The sequence below is a fragment of the Bremerella sp. TYQ1 genome, from assembly GCF_020150455.1.
GTDB lineage: Bacteria > Planctomycetota > Planctomycetia > Pirellulales > Pirellulaceae > Bremerella > Bremerella volcania_A.
In genome coordinates this window covers 4,458,875-4,481,570 of the sequence record NZ_CP083740.1, presented here as the reverse complement: position 1 = coordinate 4,481,570, position 22,696 = coordinate 4,458,875, and the positions used below count along the sequence as shown (strand labels likewise).

Annotated in this window: 25 protein-coding genes; 6 read left to right on the top strand and 19 right to left on the bottom strand. The window is 55.1% G+C overall.

The window, feature by feature from the left end; genetic code table 11:
* Nucleotides 1–80 precede the first annotated feature (80 nt).
* Genes LA756_RS18050 through LA756_RS18025 form a run of 6 tightly spaced genes read right to left on the bottom strand, consistent with a single transcriptional unit; the run spans nt 81 to nt 4,406 of the window.
* Nucleotides 81–566 (bottom strand): tetratricopeptide repeat protein, encoded by a 486-nt coding sequence (locus tag LA756_RS18050; RefSeq protein WP_224436121.1) that lies wholly within the window; start codon nt 564–566, stop codon nt 81–83.
* A 58-nt stretch (nt 567–624) separates the two neighbouring features.
* Nucleotides 625–993: a VOC family protein gene (locus LA756_RS18045; protein ID WP_224436120.1), complete on the bottom strand. Its 369-nt coding sequence runs from the start codon at nt 991–993 to the stop codon at nt 625–627.
* Nucleotides 994–1,044: 51 nt separating this feature from the next.
* Nucleotides 1,045–1,797, bottom strand: coding sequence for an AraC family transcriptional regulator (locus tag LA756_RS18040; RefSeq protein ID WP_224436119.1), 753 nt, complete (start codon nt 1,795–1,797; stop codon nt 1,045–1,047).
* The gene (locus tag LA756_RS18035; protein ID WP_224436118.1) at nt 1,794–3,026 is read right to left on the bottom strand and encodes an ankyrin repeat domain-containing protein; all 1,233 of its coding nucleotides are present in this window, start codon (nt 3,024–3,026) and stop codon (nt 1,794–1,796) included. The genes LA756_RS18040 and LA756_RS18035 overlap by 4 nt, the downstream gene beginning before the upstream one ends.
* Before the next feature lie 20 nt (nt 3,027–3,046).
* Entirely contained in the window at nt 3,047–3,781 is a 735-nt protein-coding gene (locus tag LA756_RS18030; protein ID WP_224436117.1) for a DUF2007 domain-containing protein, read from the bottom strand.
* A gap of 13 nt (nt 3,782–3,794) precedes the next feature.
* Complete coding sequence (locus LA756_RS18025) at nt 3,795–4,406, bottom strand: hypothetical protein (protein ID WP_224436116.1); 612 nt, start codon at nt 4,404–4,406, stop codon at nt 3,795–3,797.
* Between the two features lie 222 nt (nt 4,407–4,628).
* On the opposite strand from LA756_RS18025, the gene LA756_RS18020 reads away from it, so the two are divergent.
* Complete coding sequence (locus LA756_RS18020; protein ID WP_224436115.1) at nt 4,629–5,609, top strand: hypothetical protein; 981 nt, start codon at nt 4,629–4,631, stop codon at nt 5,607–5,609.
* A 367-nt stretch (nt 5,610–5,976) separates the two neighbouring features.
* Here LA756_RS18020 and LA756_RS18015 read toward each other — a convergent pair whose 3' ends face one another.
* The 3 genes from LA756_RS18015 to LA756_RS18005 all read right to left on the bottom strand — a co-directional run bounded on the left by LA756_RS18015 (nt 5,977) and on the right by LA756_RS18005 (nt 9,303).
* Nucleotides 5,977–7,176: a DegT/DnrJ/EryC1/StrS aminotransferase family protein gene (locus LA756_RS18015; protein WP_224436114.1), complete on the bottom strand. Its 1,200-nt coding sequence runs from the start codon at nt 7,174–7,176 to the stop codon at nt 5,977–5,979.
* A gap of 166 nt (nt 7,177–7,342) precedes the next feature.
* Complete coding sequence (locus tag LA756_RS18010) at nt 7,343–8,017, bottom strand: metallophosphoesterase family protein (protein ID WP_224436113.1); 675 nt, start codon at nt 8,015–8,017, stop codon at nt 7,343–7,345.
* A gap of 92 nt (nt 8,018–8,109) precedes the next feature.
* On the bottom strand, nt 8,110–9,303 hold the full coding sequence (locus LA756_RS18005) for a lactonase family protein (RefSeq protein ID WP_224436112.1): 1,194 nt from the start codon (nt 9,301–9,303) through the stop codon (nt 8,110–8,112).
* Nucleotides 9,304–9,473: 170 nt separating this feature from the next.
* Here LA756_RS18005 and LA756_RS18000 point away from each other — a divergent pair, with 170 nt between their 5' ends.
* Nucleotides 9,474–11,216: a cytochrome c peroxidase gene (locus LA756_RS18000; RefSeq protein ID WP_224436111.1), complete on the top strand. Its 1,743-nt coding sequence runs from the start codon at nt 9,474–9,476 to the stop codon at nt 11,214–11,216.
* 23 nt (nt 11,217–11,239) lie between these two features.
* Here LA756_RS18000 and LA756_RS17995 read toward each other — a convergent pair whose 3' ends face one another.
* The 3 genes from LA756_RS17995 to LA756_RS17985 form a co-directional block, all read right to left on the bottom strand.
* Nucleotides 11,240–12,148 (bottom strand): alpha/beta hydrolase, encoded by a 909-nt coding sequence (locus tag LA756_RS17995; RefSeq protein WP_224436110.1) that lies wholly within the window; start codon nt 12,146–12,148, stop codon nt 11,240–11,242.
* 89 nt (nt 12,149–12,237) lie between these two features.
* On the bottom strand, nt 12,238–12,648 hold the full coding sequence (locus LA756_RS17990; RefSeq protein ID WP_224436109.1) for a carboxypeptidase-like regulatory domain-containing protein: 411 nt from the start codon (nt 12,646–12,648) through the stop codon (nt 12,238–12,240).
* A gap of 50 nt (nt 12,649–12,698) precedes the next feature.
* The gene (locus tag LA756_RS17985; RefSeq protein WP_224436108.1) at nt 12,699–13,664 is read right to left on the bottom strand and encodes a DUF1559 domain-containing protein; all 966 of its coding nucleotides are present in this window, start codon (nt 13,662–13,664) and stop codon (nt 12,699–12,701) included.
* A gap of 432 nt (nt 13,665–14,096) precedes the next feature.
* Here LA756_RS17985 and LA756_RS17980 point away from each other — a divergent pair, with 432 nt between their 5' ends.
* The gene (locus tag LA756_RS17980; RefSeq protein ID WP_224436107.1) at nt 14,097–14,573 is read left to right on the top strand and encodes a hypothetical protein; all 477 of its coding nucleotides are present in this window, start codon (nt 14,097–14,099) and stop codon (nt 14,571–14,573) included.
* Nucleotides 14,574–14,613: 40 nt separating this feature from the next.
* Here the strand turns inward: LA756_RS17980 and LA756_RS17975 are convergent, their stop codons facing one another.
* Both LA756_RS17975 and LA756_RS17970 read right to left on the bottom strand, forming a co-directional pair.
* Nucleotides 14,614–15,468, bottom strand: coding sequence for a thermonuclease family protein (locus LA756_RS17975; RefSeq protein WP_224436106.1), 855 nt, complete (start codon nt 15,466–15,468; stop codon nt 14,614–14,616).
* Between the two features lie 43 nt (nt 15,469–15,511).
* A complete protein-coding gene (locus LA756_RS17970) occupies nt 15,512–16,687 on the bottom strand; it encodes a serine hydrolase (RefSeq protein ID WP_224436105.1) in 1,176 nt (391 codons plus the stop codon).
* A gap of 212 nt (nt 16,688–16,899) precedes the next feature.
* Here LA756_RS17970 and LA756_RS17965 point away from each other — a divergent pair, with 212 nt between their 5' ends.
* A complete protein-coding gene (locus LA756_RS17965) occupies nt 16,900–17,319 on the top strand; it encodes a hypothetical protein (protein WP_224436104.1) in 420 nt (139 codons plus the stop codon).
* Between the two features lie 231 nt (nt 17,320–17,550).
* Nucleotides 17,551–18,492: a DUF1559 domain-containing protein gene (locus LA756_RS17960; protein WP_224436103.1), complete on the top strand. Its 942-nt coding sequence runs from the start codon at nt 17,551–17,553 to the stop codon at nt 18,490–18,492.
* Nucleotides 18,493–18,682: 190 nt separating this feature from the next.
* Here the strand turns inward: LA756_RS17960 and LA756_RS17955 are convergent, their stop codons facing one another.
* The 5 genes from LA756_RS17955 to LA756_RS17935 all read right to left on the bottom strand — a co-directional run bounded on the left by LA756_RS17955 (nt 18,683) and on the right by LA756_RS17935 (nt 20,679).
* Complete coding sequence (locus LA756_RS17955) at nt 18,683–19,198, bottom strand: hypothetical protein (protein ID WP_224436102.1); 516 nt, start codon at nt 19,196–19,198, stop codon at nt 18,683–18,685.
* A gap of 63 nt (nt 19,199–19,261) precedes the next feature.
* Entirely contained in the window at nt 19,262–19,612 is a 351-nt protein-coding gene (locus tag LA756_RS17950) for a DUF3307 domain-containing protein (protein WP_224436101.1), read from the bottom strand.
* 25 nt (nt 19,613–19,637) lie between these two features.
* Nucleotides 19,638–20,003, bottom strand: a complete 366-nt coding sequence (locus LA756_RS17945) for a hypothetical protein (RefSeq protein ID WP_224436100.1) — start codon at nt 20,001–20,003, stop codon at nt 19,638–19,640.
* Between the two features lie 120 nt (nt 20,004–20,123).
* Complete coding sequence (locus LA756_RS17940) at nt 20,124–20,351, bottom strand: hypothetical protein (RefSeq protein ID WP_224436099.1); 228 nt, start codon at nt 20,349–20,351, stop codon at nt 20,124–20,126.
* Between the two features lie 106 nt (nt 20,352–20,457).
* The gene (locus LA756_RS17935; protein ID WP_224436098.1) at nt 20,458–20,679 is read right to left on the bottom strand and encodes a hypothetical protein; all 222 of its coding nucleotides are present in this window, start codon (nt 20,677–20,679) and stop codon (nt 20,458–20,460) included.
* A 77-nt stretch (nt 20,680–20,756) separates the two neighbouring features.
* Between LA756_RS17935 and LA756_RS17930 the strand changes: the two genes are divergently transcribed.
* Nucleotides 20,757–22,640, top strand: coding sequence for a thioredoxin domain-containing protein (locus LA756_RS17930; protein ID WP_224436097.1), 1,884 nt, complete (start codon nt 20,757–20,759; stop codon nt 22,638–22,640).
* Nucleotides 22,641–22,696: the final 56 nt, after the last annotated feature.

The window sequence follows — 22,696 nt, the reverse complement described above, 5'->3', positions numbered from 1 at the left end:
CAAAGCAAAACCAAAACGAAAAAGCCCACGTACTTCACGTGGGCTTTTTTTGCGGTAGCTAACCGCTCGGCAAATTCTACTCAAGGCCGTTCATCCAATTCTTTCAAAGCAGCCTTCGCCAACATGTTCTCTGGATTGGCTTCCATAGCCTGTCGATAATAGGTCACCGCTTGGTCGGTTTGATCCAATTGCACACAGCAATGGGCAATATTGCAGAGAGCCATTTCTGTGTACGACATCGCCGCCGGCGACATCATTACAATGGCTCGATAGCGGTCGATCCAATCGTACCTCTTGAAAAAGTCGAGCTGCCGCTCGAACGATATGATTGCATCGTCGGGGCGACCTTCTCTTAGCAACCGCAAACCCTTTCGGTGGTGGTGCGTTAATACGTAACGCGATCCCAACGAATAGCACAATGTTGCCCCAATTCCCAGGAACACGGCGTAATCCATGCTTCGAGTAAGAACATAAACCAACGCGAATAGTCCCGCATAGATTAGGAACTGCGGAATGGTGGCAACCCAGGAGATAGGGCGGTAGGTCCGCGTTTCCATGATCATCATGCAAGCTAACATTGGTGGTTTTAGTCAACGCGACAGATTTACTTTACCGTACCACGAATCATCCCCCAATCCGCTGCACGACATCAACTCCGATTCCATTGGGATCTTTCAGCACGAAGTGGCGGTCGCCCCAGGCCTCGTCGCGCAGCTCTTGTACGATCGGCTCGCCTAAGCGTTGAATGCGTTCGCACTCGGCGGACGCGTCTTCGACTTCGACGGTGATCCACATGCCATCGCCGCGGTACGCTTTTTGGAACAACGCGTTTTGTCCTTCCATGTCAGGGCGTAAAAAGCCGAGCTCGCTAGGGCCAAGCTTCAACAATACGAACCAATCTTCTTCAAACAATACTTCGCAGCCGAACAGCTTGACGTAAAACGCTTTAGATTCGGCCAGCTTGTCGGTGATTACTCCGGTCCAGAACTTCATGGGGCAACTCCTTGGATATTGAAACGAACTCGCCCCATTTTCTTGCTTCGATCAATCCACGTCTTGCAAGAATGCGACATGCTGCCGGGCAAACTTAGCCGGCGAGCTGCCAGCTAATCGGCGGAAGTCATTCGTCATGTGGCTTTGATCGGAGTAGCCACTTGCTAGTGCGACCTCGGCTAACGAGGTGCTTGAACGCGTAAGCCGCCGCGTTGCCTGTTGAAAACGCACGATCGATGAGAACAGCTTCGGCGAGATACCCACCATATCGAGAAATATTCGCTCCAGCTGACGGCGGCTCTGACCATACATGGCGGCCACCTCCTCGATGCGCACGTTTCCGTTCTGGGCTTCGATCCAGTGGATGACCTGATCGATTCGATGACTCTCCGGTGAACTTCTCTCGAGATGCCGCTCGAGCAGCGATTCCACTTGCGCGAATGGGTCAGCGTCACTCCATCGCGCGAGCATCGGTTCGATCGAGAACGGTAACAGGCGTGGGGCGTCTTCGTGATGATCGGTCAGTTCTTTGGCAGAAAGTTTCACAAAGTGCCGAGCCTGGCCAGGTCGGAATCGCACACCGAAGTAGTCCATCCCTGCGACCAGCGGCACGTCGGCCGCGGAAGTCGACGTGCCAAACAGCCAGCTACCGGTGGTCGTACAATCGGCTGCAATCACCAGATCGACCGAACCATCAGGCAAGATCGAATGAAACCGATCAGCGTTGTTGCGGCTCCGCCAGAGGTGACTTACCCATGGGCGAAGCTTCGGCTTCGGCAAACGCGTCTGCCAGGTTTCGCTCACGTCTCGAACTCCGCCAGATAATCTTCGATCTGCTGCATCCCTTCCAGCAAGTCTTGCATCTCTTTGGGCAGGCTCCCTTGGCCGAACGTTTGTACTGCCTGATTCAGAGACTCGCGATGGGCTTTGGCCAACTCACGAGGCGTTTGTCCTTGGGTATTGGTTGACTTCGGATCGACGCCTCGATCGATCAATAATTTGGCCGCTTCAACCGAACCCCGCATGGCGGCGCTATGCAACAGCGTTCCATGGTTAGGATCGATATCCTCCACGGTCGCACCATGGGCTAACAGTTCACGGACATTCTCAAGCTTACCAGCAATTATCGCCGAACGGAGAGGGGAGGGGGTACCGACGACGTTGTTGCTTGCGTTCACATCGGCTCCCAGCTCGATCATCTTTCGCAACGTCTCGACCGAAGCACTTGCGGCCGCGATGGAAAGTGCCGTGGTGGAATACACTTCATTCGTTTCGTCGATGTCGTTTCCTTCCTCGACATACTTAACGATCTCGGCGAGGTTATCGCTCAGTGCGGCCGTGTGAAGCGGCGAAGCGGGAAAGGATACGAACGCCGCGGCCGACTCAAAATCAACGTCTTCGCCTCCTTCCATTCCAGCGGCCATGTCCATCATGCCGGGATGATCCGATGGATTTCCCTCACCGATCCAACGAGCACCAATTTCGTCGGGGTGAACATCGCGTCCGATGTCGCCGTAATCGGTGTTGACCACGGCTGTTGGAATCTCGAGATGTTTGGCCAACTCGGCGAGGCGCTGTTCTACGAACACAAACTCTGGCATGACGCCTTCCAATGCTTCGGCCTGGGTCCAGATCTTGAGGAGGCGTTCTAACTCTTCGATCGTCGTTTCCGCGCGGCAATACTTCTTTATCTGCTCGCAGTCGGCCTGATACGCTTCCTCCATCGAGTCATCCCCGTCGAAGTAGCCAGGGCACGAGTTGTATTCGTCCAGCAGTTGGCCATTATCGTACAGCCAGTAAAAGAGGATGTCGCTGTCGTGCACCATGAACGCAATCGCTGGGGCTTCCAGTTGTTCGGAGACATGCTGTGCAAGATCACCCGCACGTGTCAGCCCCATCGAGTCCCATAGCGTGATCCAGGGACCGTTGGGACCTGAGAGCCAGGCTCCTTGCACGTCCATCGATCGTACGACTTCCGTCACTTGCTCAGGCGAGCTGCATTGCACATGGACGTTGGTTAGAAACGTTCCCATCGAATCCCCCGATTCTCGAACTAGTTCCAAGAGATGAGTAAAATCAAACAAAAGCCCCAGACAAAGCCTGCGACGACATTAATGAAGAACGCCGTGTAGAATCGCACGTTCCCTTCCTGCGAGAAGACGTCGGTTACTTTCAACGCCGCGACAAGCATATACATCGAATAGAAGCTGGCGACAAACGGTAGGCCGATCAGGCCCAGTATGGAGGCCCGCCAGGCTCGAAGTAGGATCGCTTCTGCTTCTTCGTTGATCTCGCCGGTCGGCTTTGGTTTGTCGGCCTGATCTTCGACTTGAGGCGAGACAAATGGATTGGCGTAGTCCAATGGGCGATCGCTGACAACAACTTCCATCGAACGTTCACGTGGGGCATTCTCTTCTTCGTGGAAGGCAACCTCCGCTGTTTCCGGCATCGGCACTTCTACTTCACTACGCTCAGCACCGCATGACCAGCAAACTTGAAAGCCAGCGTCGACAACTTCTTCGCAAGCACCACAAAACCACGGAGGACCGCTGGGATGATCCTCGTCATTCTCAAACTGTCGAACCAACTCGACTGCCTGCTCGGCATCTTCGGCACGAACAATCACATGGACGCCTCCGAGGGCACTACCGATGTAACTGAGCGATGTATGCAAGTCGCCACCATCGACAAAAGCACGGATACCATGCTCTTCCAGCACAACACGCAAATGATCGGCATCGGCCGCATTGGCAAAGCTGGCAATCTTAAGGAATTCAGGTTGGGACATCGTTTCTCAGAGTTTAATTCGCAGTGAGCAATAGGGCCCGATCGCTTTCGGCGACTTCGGCCAGACATTCGATCAATTGCTCGTGGAACTCGTTTAGCTCTTCAACGGAAATGGCATGCTCGTCCAGGCCATCCAGTTCATGGTGCAATCGCTTCACCTCGTCAGCTTCCAGCCAGCCGAAGAGAGATCCATCGTCATGAACTCGCTTTCCCTTCAAGGGCCGACCTTCTTCCAGGTGACGTAGCAACTGCAGAGCGTCTTCCGACAGCCGATCAGTCAGCATCTTCCGGTAAGGGTGCCAACAGTAATAATGCTTGAAGCCAAAATGATTGAACGAAAAGTCTGCTTCAACATCGAGGTTCAGCTGAGCGACGACTCGGCGAATTACCATTTGCCAACTCCCATCTTCGTCGCTGGGTGAGTCGGTGTTGATGATCATCTCTTCGACCATCGACTGGTATTCTTCATGCTCTTCTTCATCGATTTCATCTTCCCCATATAGCTGGATCAAATCATCCGTAATCGATTGCATCAGCGCCGCGGCAAGCTGCTCGTTGCCACTGCCAACCACTTGCTTCAGCGGCTCGATGGAAGGCAACGAAGCCAGTTCCGTTCGCGTCGACATGCTTTAAACCAACTTACTGGGAGAGGAGAGGGAAAATGCGCTGCCTCGACGATACCCGCTAGAATGGGTGTGTCAACGAAATTTCGCTAGCGTCCTGATTCGAATCTCTTGGCATTGGGTTTGACCCAGTTCGTCGTTTTTCGTACTTATGCCGCACGCGCGGCCGGATCTTTAGATTTTCCTTCCCTTATCCGGCCGAATTTTCGGGAAAGTTTTGACAGCGTGCTATCACGACCTGCCACAATTCGACTCACCTTCCTCGCCCTACTGCCGCTGGCGATTGTCTGCGGTTGCCGCACGACCGATCCTTCCGTGCAGCTACTCGAATCGGAACTCCGATACCTGGAAGACAAAGTCTACGCACTGCAAGATGTCGTTCATCAGAAGGACTCGCAGATTGCGTCGGTGCGTCGCGAAAACGAATCGCTTCGTAAACGCTTAGGACTGCCGGAAGGGACTCAAGCGAGTGCCGACTTGGAATCCATTTCCAATCCGCTGGGAAGTTCGACGCCTACTTCGGCTCGCCCAAGTGCCGATTCATTGGCAGGCCCCGTCATCGAACTGGGCGAATCGAGCAACTTGCCAGAACTGGAAAGCGTGGCCCCAGGCCCCGAACTGTTAGACGGACCGCTACTTCAGCAATTTGAACCGATGTCGGAGAATGTGACCGACCGTGTTGTGACGCAAATGTCCCTCAATCCGAAGCTGACCGGCGGATACAATGCCGACGATAAGCCTGGAGACGACGGGGTGATGGTTGTCATTGAACCGCAGAACGAAACCGGCCAGTATGTCGATTCGCCAGGCCCGGTTTCTGTGGTCCTGCTCGATCCAGCTTACACCGGAAAGCAAGCGTTTGTCGGACGCTGGGACTTCGATACGACGGATTCGGCGAAGTACCTTCAACGAACACTCCTCGGCAAAGGAGTGCATTTGAAGCTTCCTTGGACCGAAGGAAAGCCGGAACACGAAGCGCTGCAACTGCACGTTCGTTACACCACCGAGCAAGGCGAGATCCTTCAGCAAAAGAAGGACATCCACGTCGATCTGCGAGGTAAAGATTCTTCCAGTTGGACGCCAGCCTCGGTACCGTTGCCGGCATCGCGTACTGCCTCCCGCCCGAGTGCCAACGCATCGGACGAGAGCAGCGAAGAAGAACGACCTGGCCTCTTCAAAAAGCCACTCTGGCGACCATTCCGCTAAGCCGCTTCGATAGCGGGCTTACTCGTTAGTGCTTAAAGCAACCCTGCGCAATCTCATTGCGTGAGATGACTCCCGTCGCCATCCATTGGAAAAGCAATTGGGTAGCCCATGGTTGCTTGCAACCGGGGGAGGTGCAACCGAATGGAGGTCTTTTCCGTAATTCAACCCCTAGCAACGACCTCTCATCGCTACGCTCCCCCAGTTTGCAAGCAAACCGGGCTATCCAGTATTTGAATGTGCGGCAATCGGAAGAATCGATGTGAATGGATGAAGTCTTCACTATTTGGCGCAACTGCAGCGCATGAAAAAAGGCGACACTCGTTAAGAGCATCGCCTTCTTCATCAAACCTTGTACGCGAACTCGCCCTTAGGCCGACTTGCGGCGGGCTGGCATATCGAAGTTGGCTTCAATGCCGTAGTACCGAGCAATCGCGCTGACGGTATACTTCTGTTCGGCTGCGGTCAGTTCTGGGAAGATTGGCAATGCCAAAACTTCTTCAGCTGCCTTTTCCGTTTCAGGTAGCGGTGCGAGTTCTTCCTTCAGGCTTGCAAAGCATTGCTGCTGATGCAGTGGCACCGGGTAATAGATCTCGCTGCCGATCTTCAAGTCGGCGAGATGTTTGCGAAGCGAATCGCGGCCGCCACGTGGAACGCGGACAGTGTACTGATTCCAAACGTGATAGCTGCCGGGTGCTTCGGTCGGAAGCTTCAGCACCAAGTCCAATCCGCAGTGGCTGAATAGTTCGTGATAGCGAAGAGCGTTTTCACGACGCATTTCGGTCCACTGGGCCATGTGCTTCATCTTGACGTTCAGCGCCGCGGCTTGCAGCGTATCCAATCGGCTGTTGATGCCGACCACTTGGTGGTAGTAGCGTGGCTCCATGCCGTGGCCGCGAAGCAGTTTCAGCTTGTTGGCGAATTCTTCGTCGTTGGTCACCAGCATCCCGCCGTCGCCCATGCCGCCAAGGTTTTTGGTCGGATAGAAGCTGATGCAACCGGCCAGACTCATGCTGCCGGCACGTTGACCGTTGTGTTCGGCAAGAATCGCTTGAGCCGCGTCTTCAATGACCGGAATGCCGTGCATTTGGGCGATCTTGTTGATCTCGGTCATGTCGGCACATTGGCCAAACAAGTGAACCGGAATGATCGCTTTGGTATTCGGAGTGATCTGTTCCTGCAGACGAGCCGGATCGATATTGAACGAGACAGGATCGATGTCGACGAAAACAGGCTTCGCACCGAGGCGCCAAACGCAACTTGCGGTCGCGAAGAAGGTAAAGCTCGGCACAAGGACTTCATCGCCAGGGCCGATTTCCAAAGCCATCAGCGAAAGCAGCAAAGCGTCGCTGCCAGAAGCACACCCAATACCAAACTTGGCGTGCGATGCGGCGGCACATGTTTCTTCCAACTGGAAGACATCTGGGCCAAAGAGAAAACGGCCAGAGTCGACAACCGACTCGAATGCCGCCATGAATTCTTCTTTCAGTGGGGCATTTCCACGGCCAATGTCCAGCAGTGGAACTTGAGATACCTGCGATGCCTCCGCGCCATTGTTTGCTGTCGTCATCCCTGACTTCCTTGATGTAGTCGTTCCTTGACCCACGCGGCCATCGGTCGACTTCCTGCCGCCTGGCACCAAGCGTGGTAAGCGGAAACGATAGGAGGATTCCCCGAAAGGGTCAAGGGCAACGCACCGGGGACCACATCGCCAATCTACTAGGCCTCCATCGTCGTCATGCTAGCATTCCCAGCCGATGCTTTCCTTCTTGATTGGCTTGCCAGAAATGGCCGGTGCGGACATCCAAACACGTCAGCCACCCTTCGCCATAAACCCACGTATCGATCACCACCGAATGCCCAACGTTCAGTGGCCAGCCCGATTTCTGCGATGTGTGCCCGCAGATAACGGTTTTCCCGGAAAAGTGCGGCCCATGGTTGGTGAACTTTTCCCAGTAAAGCGTCCGATTGTCTTGCTCTTCCAAGGGAAGATTGGGCAAAACGTTGGCATGCACAAAGATGTGATCATCGTCGACAAAATAGGGCCGACATATCTCGTCGAGAAACAGCCAGTGCCGCTCCGGAACTTTATCCAGATGAGGATCCTCCCACGGTTCGCGCGGATACGACTCGAGGGCCTCTTCGCCACCGTAGCCAAGCCAGGCCAGGTACATCCCATCGTCCTCGCGTGCCGACTGCATCATGATCTCATGATTCCCCGTCAAGCAGATCACGTCGTAGGTGCGCCGCAACTCGAGGATCCGCTCGAGCACGCCGTAAGAGTCAGGTCCGCGATCGATGTAGTCCCCTAAAAAGATCAGCCGATCCTCTTGGGTCGGCTGAACTAGTTTCAACACCGTATCAAGCGCGGTCAAACAGCCATGCACATCGCCGAAGGCCAACGTACGCAAAAGACTTCCTTTTCAAGACTCAGATTTTCACAAACGGAACCAATCCCCAAGACCGACCGCCCAAGCCAAACACTTGGGCGGACTGCGGCGGCTTAGCGAACTACTTCCATGAGGAATTCGATGCAGCACGGATTGGGAACTTGAATCTGCGATGGCAGCGGTTTCAGCGTTCCGATCTTCTGATCGATCTCGAACACAACGATGTTGTTGGTGTCCTGGTTAGCGGCAAGCAAGTATTTGCCGTTGTAAACGATCTGGAAGTTTCGTGGCGTCTTACCCATTGTGCTGAACTGCCCCAGCGAAGTCAGCATGCCCGTTTCGTCATCGACTCGGAAAGCGGCGATGCTGTCGTCACCACGATTCGATGCGTAAACCCACTTGCCGCTCGGGTGAATGAAGATCTCGGCGGTCGTGTTCTTTCCTTCAAAGTCTTCAGGCAACGTCGACAGTCGCTGAATATGTTCGCTCGCGCCGGTGGCTGGATCGAAGGCGAACACATCCAAAGTCGAGTCCAGCTCGTTCAACACGTAAACACGCTTTCCCGTTCGGCTGATGGCCAAGTGACGCGGCCCCGATCCTGGCTTCACTTCGATGTAAGCGGGATCGTTCAAAACCATTTCGCCGGTGCTGTGATCGACGATCTTATAGATCATCACTTTGTCGAGTCCCAAGTCGACCGCCAGCGCCAAGTCACCAGCTGGCGAAAGATACATGCCGTGACCATGGGGGCCTTTCTGACGCGCTTCGTTAATGCTTGTCCCTTCATGTTGAAAGAAGGAAGTCGCCGGGGCCAACTGGCCTTCTTCTCCCAGTGGAATGGTCGAGAACGAACCACCGCCGTAGTTCGAGACCATCAGGAATCGCTTCGCGGGATCAACTTGGACATGGCAAGGACCTCGCCCGCCGGAAGCTTCCTGGTTCAGGAGATTCAATGTGCCGTCTTCGTTAAACGTAAATGCCGAGACCGCGCCGGAATCGCCGTCTCCAAAGTTGGCGACTTCACCCACGGCATACAAGTTCTTGCGGTCTTTGCTGATCGCTAGGAACGAAGGGTTTTCAATCTCGGCAGCCAATGTGGGTGGACTCAGAGCGCCAGTCGCCAGATCGAGCTCACTGCGATAGATGCCCTTACTTTCCCCCCGAGTATAGGTGCCGATATAGAACGGCAACTTGGGACCACTGCCCCCCAGTTCGATAACTTTCGACTTCACTTGGGCGGACAACGAGCCAGTTAATGCCAAGCTGGCAACCAGAACGACGGATAAAACAACGCGGCGGGTCAACATAGGGGATATCTCCGGTTTCGGGGTTAAGTCTGTTTATTGTACTTCCCGCAGATCGACAAATCACGCCTCTGGGTGCCAGATCTAGCGGTCGGATTTGGCTTGTCCCAAATCGGCTGCTATGGGAAAATTAAGCTATCCCCCGAAATCTCCTTCCGCTCGATCGAATGCTCATGTTCCGCTCCTGCCTGATATTTGCCGCTTTGCTTGTCGCCTCGGTCGCCCAGGCCGAAGGTCCCCAGCGAATCGACCCTTCCCAGCCATCGCTGCGTGCGCCGGAAGATCTTATCCTGAGCGAAGATGGCAAGTTTCTGCTGACCGCCAATCGCTATGCAGGAAGCATTTCGATCGTCGATCGATCCGAAGGTAAAGCCACCGCGGAATGGAAGATCGGTCAGTCGATTGTCGATTTGCTGCCGGTACCCGGGGGAAGAATTGTGGCGATCGACAGCCAGGCCAAGCAGGCCATCTTACTGGCTCAAAATGAAGACGTACTGGACATTCTTGCTCGCGTTGATTTGCCGCACTCGCCGGTCAAAGCCGACATCAGCCCCGACGGACAACAAATTGTCGTCAGTTGCCTCTGGCCGCGCAAGTTGGTTTCGCTAAGCCTTACCGACGATCAGTTGAAGCCCCAGAGCGAATTGATCCTCCCCTTCGCGCCACGAGTCGTCCTGTTCGTTCCGGATGGTCAGTCGTTGCTTGCGGCCGATAACTTTGGTGGCAAGTTGGCAATCATCGACCCCAACACGTTCGCGCTACGACATGTGCGCGAGTTTCCCGCTCATAACATTCGCGCGATGGCCCTTTCGCCCGATGGCACCAAGCTGCTGCTGGCTCATCAATTGCTCAACAGTTTGGCGGTCACCAACGAAAACGATATTCACTGGGGCCTGGTAATGAGCAACGAACTTCGCTGGGTACCGCTCGATTATGTGCTGAATCCGGAAGAAGACTTTTACGGCAACGGTTTCATGCATCCGATCGGTGAGCCAGGCAAGGGCGGGGGAGACCCGACCGACATCGCGGTCATCGACGATCTGCAGGCGGTTGTCTCGATGGGAGGTACCTCGCAAGTTGGCATCGGCAAGTACGAAGCATTCGGACTATTCCGCGTTTCCGTCGGCGAACATCCAACCTCCCTCGTCGTTTCTCCGGAAAAGGATGTCGTGTACGTTGCCAACGGATTCGGTGACTCTCTTTCGATTGTCGACATCGAGAAAGCCAAAACAATCGGCGAGATCTCGCTCGGCGCGACACGAAAGTTCCAGCAAATCGAGGAAGGGGAACGGCTCTTCCACAACGCCAAGCTTTCCATGGAGGGCTGGATGTCGTGTCACAGCTGCCATACCGACGGTCATACCAACGGGCTGAGCAGCGACAACTTGACCGATCTTTCCTACGGAGCCCCCAAACGGATTCTTTCGCTACTGGGCAAAGCCGATACGGCTCCGTTTGGTTGGCTGGCTGTCAGCGAGACCTTAGAAGAGCAAGCTCACAAGTCTGTCGAAAAGACCATGCATGGCCCGAAGCTTAGCGACGAGCAAGCCTCAGCACTTGCCGCCTACATGGAACAGCTACCGTTGCCACCGCCGATCGATCATTTGCAAGAAACGCGAGATACCCAGGCGATTGCCCATGGCCGGCAGATCTTTTTGCGTCACAACTGTATCAAGTGCCACGCGCCGCCACGGTATACCACGCCAGAGCTTTACGACGTCGGCATGGAAGACAAAGAACTCAACCGCGAGTTCAATCCTCCGTCGCTTCGTGGAGTTGGGCATCGCGATACGTTCTTTCACGATGCCAGGGCAACGTCGCTGCGAGATGTCTTCGAGGTCCACGGCCATCAATTGGCCGAAGACCTGACCGAAGATCAAATGCACGATTTGATCCAGTTTCTACGTAGTCTTTAGACGAAGCTTCGCCGGCGTAGGTATTACTCTTTGTCCTGCGCCTCTTTCTTGTCGTCGACTAGGACTTCCGTTTCGAGCCAGGCCGTGGCCAGCTTAGGCCAATGGGTCACCGGCTTGTCGGTTGGCCGCAGGCCATAGCCGTGACCGCCGCTGGGGAAGATGTGCAGTTCGGCCGGAATGCCCAGACGCTTCAGCCCCAGGTAATAGGCCAGGCTTCCCGTCGAAGGAACACGATCGTCGCTGGTATGAACCAAGAAGGCAGGCGGCGTGTTTTCGTCGACCGATGCTTCCGGAGTGAGTTCGGTGTCGGCATCCTTCGGGTTCAGATAGGCTGGATAAATGAGCAGCGAGAAGTCAGGACGCACACTCAGCTTGTCAGCGTCGTCGATCGGTTCGTAAGTCGCTTCGTCGGCGTTCGAGGTAACCGCGGCCAAGTTTCCGCCAGCTGAAAAACCGAGGATACCGACTTTGTTGGGATCGATGTTCCATTTTTCCGCGTTGGCTCGCGTCAAACGAATCGCTCGCTGGGCATCTTTCATTGGGTTGACGTGCGGAGCCCCTTCTTTGGCTCGCGGAACGCGGTAGTGCAGCACGACCCCGGTCACGCCCATTTCGTTAAGCCATTGAGCAACTTCGACCCCTTCCAGGTCGTACGCCAAAATGTGATAGCCACCGCCAGGACAGATCACCACGGCCGCTCCGGTATCTTTAGCGGCATCAGGCTTATAGACGGTGATCTTCGGCTTGGTCACTTTCGTCACGCGATTGCCGATCCGATCGTCCATTTCGTCGACGATCTCTTCCTTCTCGCCCGCGGCGAGCCCCGGGACTTGGCCACTCGGCCAAAGATCGACCGCGACTGGTTCAGCAGCCGCAAGCGAGGAAACCAACGAAAGTAGAGCCAAGACAGACAGCGATCGCAAACAAGTCATGGTGAGAACTTCTGGGGTGCAAGAAAGAGAAACGGCAGGGGACTTACCTGCTGAAGTTACCCTGCCGCGAGAAGGATTGCAAATTGCATTTAGGTACCAGATAACTCCAATTCAAAGTGATTCGCGCCAGGTTCGACTGTTCGAATCAGCTCCGATTCGTCGTTGTATTTACTAGGAACTTTTTCCAGAACGCCAGGGTCTTCGACACGTCCATTGTCGGCAATCACGCGTTCTCGAAACGTCGTCACACGGACCTCGTGATCGCCGAGCAGCGCCCCTTGAGACCCGGCGGCAAATTCAATCACGAACTCGCCCTTGTCGTTAGTAATGCCCTCGGCGGTCCTTCCGCCAGCAACCGGTCGAAACGAAACGACTGCTTCTTTCAAGGGCTCGCCGTTAAGTGTTACCGTACCATCGACCGTCCCTAGCTGCGGTCCAGACGTTCCGCAGCCGACTAACAAAACCGTGCCTAAGATCATCAGGCTTGTCCGTACCAACATGGAAATACCTCTTCAGAAAGTGACTCTCGCGGTAACTGAAACCCAACGACTTAGTAGTTGCCGATCGGATTTCCGTCGTCGCGGCTAATGAGGTATTCGTAGACGCTGTCGATCGCACTGTCGGTATCATGATCGATCGTTTCTGGCAGGAAATGAACCGATCCGTCCAGGAACAGAAACTGGGCTCCTCCTGGGTGATTACTACTGAAACCACGATCACATTCTTGCGAGTTGGTGCAGTTGATTGCCCAACGTCCGCCGGCTGTGATGTACGAATGGCCCTGCCGACTGTGATTGGCTGTGTCACCGTTGGCGACTAATTGGGTACCTGCCCTCAATGTTCGGTCGGCCAACCTCCAAGCGCGTTCGCCAATTGCCACCGTATTGCTCGTACCGTCGGTGAAATCGGAAAACGACAATGCGACTCGGCCGGTGTCTTTCGCCATGAAGCCGTTCCAATTGTCGCGGTCGAGCGTATGACTATCGTTCGCTCCGACATAGCTGGCCAGTGCAATTGCATCGCACCCACTCCCAGTGCAATCAGCGCTGCTGTCACCACTGCCGGAAGGGACTTTACGTTCGGTATTCTGTTCTGGTCCACTCGATGAAGGGCAGCGGTACCCCACAAAACCTTCCTTCGCGGCGGTCAGACGATTCGCGTCCCCCAGCGATACTTCCCCGGGAAGATGACCAACTTGCAGCAAGTCGTACAGGTTTTCTTGCTCGACCTGCGGCAACAAAAATGCGGTCCACGTCCACGTGCCACATTCCCCCTCCGGGCACCAATTGACCGCCTTGCGAGCCTGATCCAACATCATCGCGCTAGGAAACTTGCCATAGACGTCGTGATAGTTGTGCAGCGCGATCCCAATCTGTTTCAAGTTATTGGAACATTGCATTCGCCGAGCCGCCTCGCGGGCCTGCTGTACGGCGGGAAGAAGAAGTGCGATCAAAACACCAATAATGGCAATGACCACGAGCAGTTCAACGAGTGTGAATCCACGACGACAACGCATGACAGCCTCCCGATATGAGAAGATAGGGATGAAAAGACGGGATTGGGGGGGTAGGGAAAGAACTCAAAATCTCTGATGTTCGTATCCCTCCGCCCATCGTAACGGAGCCCCTGAAAGAAGGAAAGTTTATTTTTCCAACTTTTATTATGCCTCTGCTCCGCTTCGGGTGCCGATGGCTAATGTAGGGCAGCTCACTGCGAAGCGTTTGGTTCAAGAGCTAGCAACGACAACTCGCGACAGGCACGCAGTTTGCTCCTTCGGTGATATCGCCAGATGAGGCACCGCGTTGGCAGGTTTGCTTTGCGAAGCAGGCTTCAAGCCATGGTGAAGATCATTCGATTTCTCACCAATCGCTCTTGTGCCGTTTGGTCCATTTAAGCGTTAATACGCCATGCACGTTTGAAACTATTTCTGAATGTAGGAACCCAAACCATGGGTCAAAAAGCCGTTGTCGTCGTCTCGCTAGACGGCCAGATGGCTGGCGGAACGTATCTTCTCCGCGGTATCTCGGATGCCTTGCAGGTGGAATCGCTCCCCAACGTTACTCTTCTTCCTAGCAGCCCGATCGATTCGCTGCCAGACGCTCAAATCGAACAGCCACACGGCTTTATGTTCCTCGGAACAACGGTCGCCAAGCGTCCGGTCGAAGTGGGTCGTTTGACCGATATCGATCTTTGGAACCCGCTGGAATACAAGCACGACCTCCTCAGCCCATGGCATCGCAAGATGACCAAAGCGAAGAAGGAAGGGCACATTCCGCAACAAGCACGTGCTTTGTTCCTGCACCACGAAGAAGAAGTCCACGCCGACCAATTGAAAGCGACCATCCTACCGATGATTCGCCGAATCGGTCTTTGGTCTCGCTTCTGGAACAAGTCGCAAGCCAAGCCAAAAGCCTCGGCCTCCTAAATAGAACGAGGCCAAAAGCCAACGGTGATGGTGACTTACGTCATCCACCGCACATGCCGCACGGCTTTCCTTCGTCCGCCGTGCAGTACTTTCCGCGGCTCGTTTTGCCGTAGTGTTTGCACTCGGCGTTGTGTCGTACGCCGCTAGATAGGTTCAGCCAGAACCCGGTCGGTTCGACCGACGACATCGGCCGCTTCGCTTCTTCTGCCTCGCGACGACGCTTCTCGTCCAATCGAAATCGCCATGGTGCTTGTCGATTGGGATCGCGCCACAGCCCGACTTTCTCGGTCTCCGCTTTCTCATGCAGTTTGGCCAGGTACTGCTCGCCGTTGAAATGCCGATAATGCCAGGCCATTCCCAAGACAAGTTGGTCGTGGTTCAGCCAATGTCCGTCCCAATAAACGTGGCCCAAGATTCTTCCGTACTGGTCCTCGTCTTCATAGGCAACGAGCACTTGCTTGCCGTAGATTACTTCGTTGAGCGCTTTGCGGCTTTGCGTTCCGAAGGCCTGGCCACTCTCCGGAGCATCGATTCCTTCCAGCCGAATGCGATGCTGCTTTTTGTCTTCATCCAGCATGCCGATCGTGTCGCCATCGGCCACGAAGATCACTTTGCCACGTAAGATCTTCAGCGGATGCTGCGTTAGCCAGGCTTGGTCGGCCGCGGACAATTGTGCCCGCGGAATAAGCATCATTTGCCCGCTTTCCTGCCATAACGCGACGTGTTCGCCATCAAGAAACGCGAATCGCGATTTTGACAAAACTTTTTCGTTCGCGTTTTTCCACACACGAAACGAGTCGACCAGCGGCGGATCAGGCTGAGCTTGGGCCTGAACCGCAACGGTCGGAAGCAATGCCAGCAACAACGCCAGGATGGCAATACGATCAAAACGCACGAGTTTTATCCACATTTTCACTTGAGCAACAATGACTCGTGACTTACTTCTTCAACGCTTCGTTCGCGGCGTCATGGAAGTCTTTCCGTAGGTCGCTGCCGTCGCTGTTGCCGATGTTCGAGCGTTGCACCAATAAGATATAGACACGTTTCTTTTCCGGATCGCCCCAGCTTTGAGTACCAAAAGCGCCACCATGGCCAAACGTCCCAGGACTCAACGATTCGGTCACTCCTTGCGGTTGGCGAACCACGCAGTAGCCGAGCCCCCAGCCGTTGCCAGGCGTGAATCCGGTGACGATGTCGTCGGCTGTTTGAACCGACGTCAGTTGCTTGACCGAGTCACGCGATAAGATCTTCGCGTCCTCGAGAAACCCACCATTGAGCATCATTTGGTAGAACCGCGACAGATCTTTGGCGGTTGAATACAGCCCCGCACTCGGATTCGGGTAAGGGTCGGTCTTGACGTTGCCAATCCAACTGCTGCTTGGCTTGAGCTCACCACTGTCTTTGTCTTTCGCGTACAACGTCGCGACACGGCTCTTCTGCTTCTCGCTTGGCAGGAAGGTCGTGTCCTTCATTTGCAGCGGATCGAAGATCTTCTCTTGCAGGAAGTCGCCATACGATTTGCCTGAGGCGACTTCAATCACGCGACCGGCAACGTTCAGGCCTGGACTGTATTGCCACTTGGTGCCTGGCTGGCTGTGCAACGGACGCTTGGCAAGAATCTTCCCTTGGTTCTCCAACGACTTCACCACACGTTGATCGCCACCCATGCCGGCCGTATGAGTCAGCACCTGACGCAGCGTGATCGGTTTCTCCAGTGGCTTTCCTTCCAACGTGACGTCGGCGAATTCGGGAATGTATTTAGAAACCGGATCGTCCAAGTCGACTTTCCCTTCTTCGACCAAAATCATCAATGCGGTTGCCGTAATCGGCTTGGTCATCGAAGCGATCGCGAACATCGTGTCACGTGTCATCGGCTTATTGGCTTCGATATCGGCCTGGCCGACCGCACTCAAATGCACGATCTTGCCATCTTCCGCCACCAACGCAACCGCCCCGGAAACGAAGTCGTCGTTGACATGCTTGGCTACGACTTCGTCTACTGCTTCCAGAACCGGAACGTTCCGGGCCGCATCCTGAGCCACTACCGGAATCGCGAGTGCCAGCAGCGTAAGAGAAATGGTGACGCGGCAAAGTGTCCAGAGACGTGAGTGCATCGTGCGTAGCCTTTGAAACAGATCGGATTGGGGCGGAAAGCTGGCAGCCTACCGCAATCGGCCCCGCTGTCAAGCTTTTCGGCCCCCTCTCATGGTGGCCGTAAATACCGCGAATTCCCATTAAGTGTCGATGAATGCGTTGAGCATTTCGCTTTGCTGTGCTTAGAATAAAGGGACTACGCAAAGGTTCTCTTTTTCGGTATACGCATTTCATGCATCGTGTCGGTTGTTATGCGCTAGTCGCCAGCTATCTGGTGATCCAGCTTTTCGGTCAGGCAATCCATGCCTGGTCCGGCTGCGAGCACGCGCATTTGCCGGGACATTCGCATCGCCACGTGGTGGCCCACGATCATGGGCACGACCACCATCACCACGGTCATGATCATCATCACGAACAAGCCGAAACCGTTTCGCACGACGTCGCCGGTTGGCATTCCGGCGATCACATGCACGCCATTGCGGTCGATGGCTGTTTGCTCTGTCAGCACCTGGCACTTGGCCAGATCGCACCAACTCAGTTAGATGCGACCATCGATCGCGTCGCGGTGGATCAAGTCTTTCCACGATCGAGTGGCTTGGTCACCGCAAAATGGCTCGGTCCGAATTCTCCCCGGGCTCCTCCGGTAGCGTAACTCTCTAGCGCATCTTTCTGCGCTCTCGTTTTCCGATTCCCTGTTTACTTGGGGAAGCGGTGTACGGTGCCTGGGCACTCCTGCGTCCTTCACTGTCCAACAAAACGGTTCATCCAGCTACAGCTTCGCTCAAAGCCGCGCAGCTAGCACCTTCTACGCTAACCGAAACATTCAAGGTCCCGCACGCCTACGGTGTGTATTGGGCTGCCCATACGAAAGAGAATTCGAGACATGTCCGCACGCAAAGGTTTCACCCTCGTCGAACTTCTAGTTGTCATCGCCATCATCGGTGTGTTGATTGCCCTGTTGCTTCCTGCCGTTCAACAAGCTCGCGAAGCGGCTCGCCGAACTTCCTGCTTCAACAACTTGAAGCAAATCGGCTTGGCCATGCACAACTATCACGATACGTTCGGCTCGTTCCCCAGCGGTTACATCGCCACGGGTTCCGATACGCGAACTCCACTTGCCGAGGGCGAACCTGGCTGGGGCTGGGCCTCGATGATCTTGCCGCAGATGGAACAAGGCAACATCTCCGATGGCCTGATCGATTTCCGTTTGAGCATTCACAACGGTACCAACCAAGCCGCGCGGGAAACCATCATTCAGGCCTACGCCTGCCCTAGCGATCAAGCACCGCAGCTGTTCGAGATGCACGACCACGACGAAAACGAATTGTTCGACATCGCTTCGGCCAACTACGTCGGTTCGTTCGGTACCATCGAACTGCACGACTGCGAAGGTCTCGCCGCCGGGCAGCGCTGCGACGGCGACGGCATGCTCGGTCACAACAGCAAGCGAGCCATGCGAGACGTCACCGATGGAACCAGCCACACGCTGATGGTCGGCGAACGAGCGACTTCGCTCGGCGGTTCGGACGAACTGCTCTTCAGCACTTGGGTGGGTGCGGTTAGTGAAGGGGAAGAAGCGATTGCCCGGATCCTGGGTGTCGCCGATCACGCTCCGAACAGCCAGTACGAAGAAGATCACGACGATCACGGACATGGCCACGAAGAACACCACCTCGACGACTTCGGTAGCCGCCACCCAGCTGGTACCAACTTTGTCTTCGCCGACGGTTCGGCCCACCTGATCACCGAAACGATCGACCTCGACATCTACCGAGCTCTCGCCACCCGCTCTGGCGGCGAAGTGGTTCCGGGCGATGCTTACTAAAGCATCCTGTTAGAACTGGATACGACTCCCGTATCCCAAGCCACGAAGCCGGCACCCGGTTGCCAATACGCCGGGTGCCCCATAGCAACTCTTAAGCTCCGACAGGGGCGGCAGAAAATAGCCCAGGGCGAAAGCCCTGGGTTGGTTGCCATCAGAAACGGTTAGCCCTGGAAGGGCGACCGATGTCTTTCTACTTTAGTTCCGCCTTCACAGCGGGACGCCGAATGTATTCAGCAAACTCTTGATGTAGAAAGCCTGGAGCAGAGACCACCAGAGATAGGTTGGTTGTAAACGGTGCCGCCGAGCAGTTGTGAATCTGCCAGCGTGGGCCAATTTCCTTGGTGGCGTCTTGTATCAGCTTCTTCGCTTTGGTGTTGAAATCCTCGACACCTAACTCGTCGGCGACGTTGTAAACCTTGGTTTCCGTTAAATACTTCGACGTCAGTCGGGGGCCTTCGTTATGCTTTTCGACAGCGTCAATTTCCGTAAGCATCACCTGGCCAAATTCATTCTCTTCCCCATGCTTGGCCAGAACGCCTCGGGCAATGATTTCTGCCAGGTCGTACTGCTTCTGATCCAATGCACCGTGAAACGCGCGGAGCACGTTATCGCCGATGGGTGCTTTCTCAGGCAATTCGGCGGCACCAACTGCCCAGGTGGAACAGCAGAGTAAAATCGCAACTAATCCGCTTCGTACTGCTATCATCGCCGATCCCTCCGAAGATTGAACTCGTAAATCCCCAACGGAGGGTTAACCTAGCACCACCGGTCAATCGGCTGCAAGACGAATCCAATCCAGCGTCCACCACAAGCACAAGAAGTGCAGATATTGGTCGAATCCAACGGTGGCGAAGAATGCGTACGTGTTTTGCTTTTGATAGAAGTACGACGTCGCCCGGCTGGTGCAGAAGTCGACGACGAAGTGCAGCACGCCGTTAAGTAGGACAAACTTCAGGCTCGGTACCAGGCCCAGCATCGGAATGCTCGCCACTCCCAGCACTGCCAGGTAAACACCAACATGGGCCGACAATGCGGCCAGGCTTTTACTTTTGTTTTCGGCCATCCACCGGCTTTGACACAGAAAGTCGGCGATCCAGTGGATCAGCATGATGTACGGCATGACTTAGTCTCAATCGAGCTCAGCGCTAGAACCCTAGCAGCGCTTCTTCTTCCTCGTCGATGATTGGCCCGCGCGGCCCCAGATATTTATACTCTGGCAGAGAAGTGCCAACCCTGATAATCCCCTGTTGGCCGAGTCGATCTTGGTGAACAACCTCCGTGAACGAGATCATGGAAGCAGGGTGATGCCACCAGGCCGGCAAAGCAGAAGCGGCTCGGCCTTCTCGGTAAATCTTCAAGCTCACTCCGTTGTCACGCAGCACGCTGGGTAGTTTGCTTCGATCCATGTCAAGAAACTCGGAAATAGTCATCGGCTTCGGCTGCTCGTCAGCAAACGCCATCGGCAGCAGAAAGAGGCTCAACAACACGCCGGTTCCCATGCATCGAATCATATCCGTACTCCTGTGAAGGCATTCCATTTGGCAGTCGCAGCGACGATCAACCTACCCTGAATTGCCTGATGGAGACAACGCGAGTTTCACCGCATTTCTATTTCGACACGTCCGATATTTCTACCGATTCTCAGGTAGAGCGTACTCGCGTAGCAGTCCGCATTCCGGGCAACGAAACGTCGCCACCAACATCGAAACACCGCCGGTACCGCGGGCGAAACCCATGGCCGTCATCGACGTAAACTGACCGTTCATCCAATACGTCATGTCGTATCCGGTATTTACGCGATCGGGAATGAAGCCTTGCTCCATCAGCACCTCACAATCAGGACACTTGTATTCTGTCATCGTTCGCTCTTTTTTGACTTTCATCGGAGATCTAAAAACTCTCGTTCCGAACTCACACAATATCGGGCCATCTTTCCCGAGTCTATTCGGACGCCGATCAAGGATTCTATTTGGGCTGAGCATATTCACGCAGCAGTCCACATTGTGGACAGCGAAACGAAGTGACCAACAGCAGTTCCTTCGGTTCGGTGAAGTAAATCCAAACCAGTCGTTTGAACGTGGCCAGGCCAGACAACCATTTCGATTGCGTAACGTGGCCGTAGCCTTGGTCCGGCACAAACCCTCGCTCCATGGTGACATCGCAGTCAGGACATTTCACGTCAGTCATCGCTCGCTTTCTCTCCTTCCATCGCCTATCCTCAGGGGAATCGCTTCCCATCGGCATCCCACCTTAAGGCCAATCTCATGAAATACTTCGCTTTGTCGGCGCCAATCTTAGTGATAATCGCGGCGCATTTCGCTTCGGCGGAAGAGGGCACGAAGAAGAATCGCCTGCACCTCGAGCCTTCCGCGTACCTGCAGATGCATGCTGAGAACCCTGTCGATTGGTTTCCCTGGGGAGATGAAGCACTCAACAAAGCGAAAGAAGAGAACAAGCCGATCTTTCTTTCCATCGGCTATGCCAGCTGCCATTGGTGCCACGTGATGGAGAAGGAAAGCTTTTCCGATCCCGAGATTGCCGCCTATCTGAACAAGCATTTCGTCTGCATCAAAGTCGACCGCGAAGAACGGCCTGACATCGATGCCGTTTACATGCTCGCCACCCAGATCATGGCCAACAACGGCGGTTGGCCGTTGAATGTCTTCCTGACGCCGGACGGCAAACCGTTTATCGGAACCACGTATCTGCCGGCCGAAGATCGTGAAGTGCCGCTTGCCGATGGCCAGGCCGTCGGCGTGCAACCAGGCTTCATGACGCTCGCCAAACGGGTCGCGCTCGTTTGGAACGAACAACCTCAGCAGCTAACCGAAGTGGGCGACAACGTCACCAGAGCTTTGAAACAAGTCCTCGGTCGTCCTCTGCTTCCGCCTGAATTGGCCGACGCAGACAGTATCTTTCGCACGTTCGATCGGACACTCGAGCAAGAGTTCGATCCACGTTTCGGTGGGTTCGAATTTGAAGAAGGGAACGATCATCTTCCGAAGTTTCCACAGCCCTCTTACCTCGTCTATCTGTTGAAACGTAGCGACGCCGGACACGCGACCGCCGGCAACATGCTTCAACTGACGCTCGAGAAGATGGCTCACGGTGGCATCTACGATCAAGTCGGCGGCGGCTTTCACCGCTATAGTACCGATCGGCATTGGAAGATTCCTCACTTCGAGAAGATGCTGTACGACAACGCCCAATTGCTGCCGATCTATGCCGCCGCGTCGAAGTCGCTCGATCAACCGCAGTTTGCGGACGTCGCCCGTGGCATCGCCGATTTCATCCTTGCGGAAATGACCGGACCAGAAGGGCAGTTCTATAGCGCGATGGATGCCGACTCGGACGGGGAAGAAGGGGCCTACTACCGCTTCTCGCCAGAGGAACTGCAAGAGAAACTGTCGGCCGATCAGCTGCGTCTTGCGGAACAAGCATTCGGCATGACCGGCCAACCCAACTTCGAAGAGGCATACTATGTCCCACAGTTCCATGGTGCCCCGGAAGCGGACAAGCTGGCCGAGCTGAAGACGTCGCTGCTGGCCATCCGCAATCAACGGACCAAGCCGTTTCTCGACAAGAAGGTCATCACCAGTTGGAACGGGCTCATGATTCGCGGTCTCGCCGATGCCGGTCGAATCTTAAACGAGCCGCGATACATCGAAGCGGCAGCCAACGCCGCCGACCACTTGCTGAAAACGGCCGAAAGCAACCACGGACGACTTCGCCGCACGCCGGAAACCAAGCAGGACCAACCGAGTGCCTATCTGGACGACTATGCAATGCTGATCGACGGATTACTGGCGCTGCACGAGGCCACCGGCGAAGAACGCTGGCTTGCAGAAGCTGTCAAACTTCAAGCAACCCAGCAAAAGCACTTTTGGGACGAAGCAGCCGGCGGGTACTTCTTCACGCCGGACGATCACTCGAACTTGATTGTCCGCGGCAAACTGTTCACCGACGGAGCGTTACCCAGCGGAAACGCGATCGCGGTGAGCAACTTAAAAAAACTGGCCCAGCAAGTCCCCGATCAGGCCGAGCAGTACAACCAATGGGCCCAGCAAACGATCGAGTCTAGCGCCCAATTGCTCAACGACCACCCCAACAGCACCGCCCGCATGGCCGCGGAACTAGTCGAACAGTAGGGCCCGCGTATCGCGGGGCATTGCACCAGAACCCAGGCAATTCCATCATCGTGTAG

What these genes read in the sequence shown, in the direction of transcription:
- LA756_RS18050 (WP_224436121.1), bottom strand. Translation starts at nt 566, where the DNA reads ATGATGATCATGGAAACGCGGACCTACCGCCCTATCTCCTGGGTTGCC.
- LA756_RS18045 (WP_224436120.1), bottom strand. Translation starts at nt 993, where the DNA reads ATGAAGTTCTGGACCGGAGTAATCACCGACAAGCTGGCCGAATCTAAA.
- LA756_RS18035 (WP_224436118.1), bottom strand. Translation starts at nt 3,026, where the DNA reads ATGGGAACGTTTCTAACCAACGTCCATGTGCAATGCAGCTCGCCTGAG.
- LA756_RS18030 (WP_224436117.1), bottom strand. Translation starts at nt 3,781, where the DNA reads ATGTCCCAACCTGAATTCCTTAAGATTGCCAGCTTTGCCAATGCGGCC.
- LA756_RS18025 (WP_224436116.1), bottom strand. Translation starts at nt 4,406, where the DNA reads ATGTCGACGCGAACGGAACTGGCTTCGTTGCCTTCCATCGAGCCGCTG.
- LA756_RS18015 (WP_224436114.1), bottom strand. Translation starts at nt 7,176, where the DNA reads ATGACGACAGCAAACAATGGCGCGGAGGCATCGCAGGTATCTCAAGTT.
- LA756_RS18005 (WP_224436112.1), bottom strand. Translation starts at nt 9,303, where the DNA reads ATGTTGACCCGCCGCGTTGTTTTATCCGTCGTTCTGGTTGCCAGCTTG.
- LA756_RS18000 (WP_224436111.1), top strand. Translation starts at nt 9,474, where the DNA reads ATGTTCCGCTCCTGCCTGATATTTGCCGCTTTGCTTGTCGCCTCGGTC.
- LA756_RS17995 (WP_224436110.1), bottom strand. Translation starts at nt 12,148, where the DNA reads ATGACTTGTTTGCGATCGCTGTCTGTCTTGGCTCTACTTTCGTTGGTT.
- LA756_RS17990 (WP_224436109.1), bottom strand. Translation starts at nt 12,648, where the DNA reads ATGTTGGTACGGACAAGCCTGATGATCTTAGGCACGGTTTTGTTAGTC.
- LA756_RS17985 (WP_224436108.1), bottom strand. Translation starts at nt 13,664, where the DNA reads ATGCGTTGTCGTCGTGGATTCACACTCGTTGAACTGCTCGTGGTCATT.
- LA756_RS17980 (WP_224436107.1), top strand. Translation starts at nt 14,097, where the DNA reads ATGGGTCAAAAAGCCGTTGTCGTCGTCTCGCTAGACGGCCAGATGGCT.
- LA756_RS17970 (WP_224436105.1), bottom strand. Translation starts at nt 16,687, where the DNA reads ATGCACTCACGTCTCTGGACACTTTGCCGCGTCACCATTTCTCTTACG.
- LA756_RS17965 (WP_224436104.1), top strand. Translation starts at nt 16,900, where the DNA reads ATGCATCGTGTCGGTTGTTATGCGCTAGTCGCCAGCTATCTGGTGATC.
- LA756_RS17960 (WP_224436103.1), top strand. Translation starts at nt 17,551, where the DNA reads ATGTCCGCACGCAAAGGTTTCACCCTCGTCGAACTTCTAGTTGTCATC.
- LA756_RS17955 (WP_224436102.1), bottom strand. Translation starts at nt 19,198, where the DNA reads ATGATAGCAGTACGAAGCGGATTAGTTGCGATTTTACTCTGCTGTTCC.
- LA756_RS17950 (WP_224436101.1), bottom strand. Translation starts at nt 19,612, where the DNA reads ATGCCGTACATCATGCTGATCCACTGGATCGCCGACTTTCTGTGTCAA.
- LA756_RS17945 (WP_224436100.1), bottom strand. Translation starts at nt 20,003, where the DNA reads ATGATTCGATGCATGGGAACCGGCGTGTTGTTGAGCCTCTTTCTGCTG.
- LA756_RS17940 (WP_224436099.1), bottom strand. Translation starts at nt 20,351, where the DNA reads ATGACAGAATACAAGTGTCCTGATTGTGAGGTGCTGATGGAGCAAGGC.
- LA756_RS17935 (WP_224436098.1), bottom strand. Translation starts at nt 20,679, where the DNA reads ATGACTGACGTGAAATGTCCTGACTGCGATGTCACCATGGAGCGAGGG.
- LA756_RS17930 (WP_224436097.1), top strand. Translation starts at nt 20,757, where the DNA reads ATGAAATACTTCGCTTTGTCGGCGCCAATCTTAGTGATAATCGCGGCG.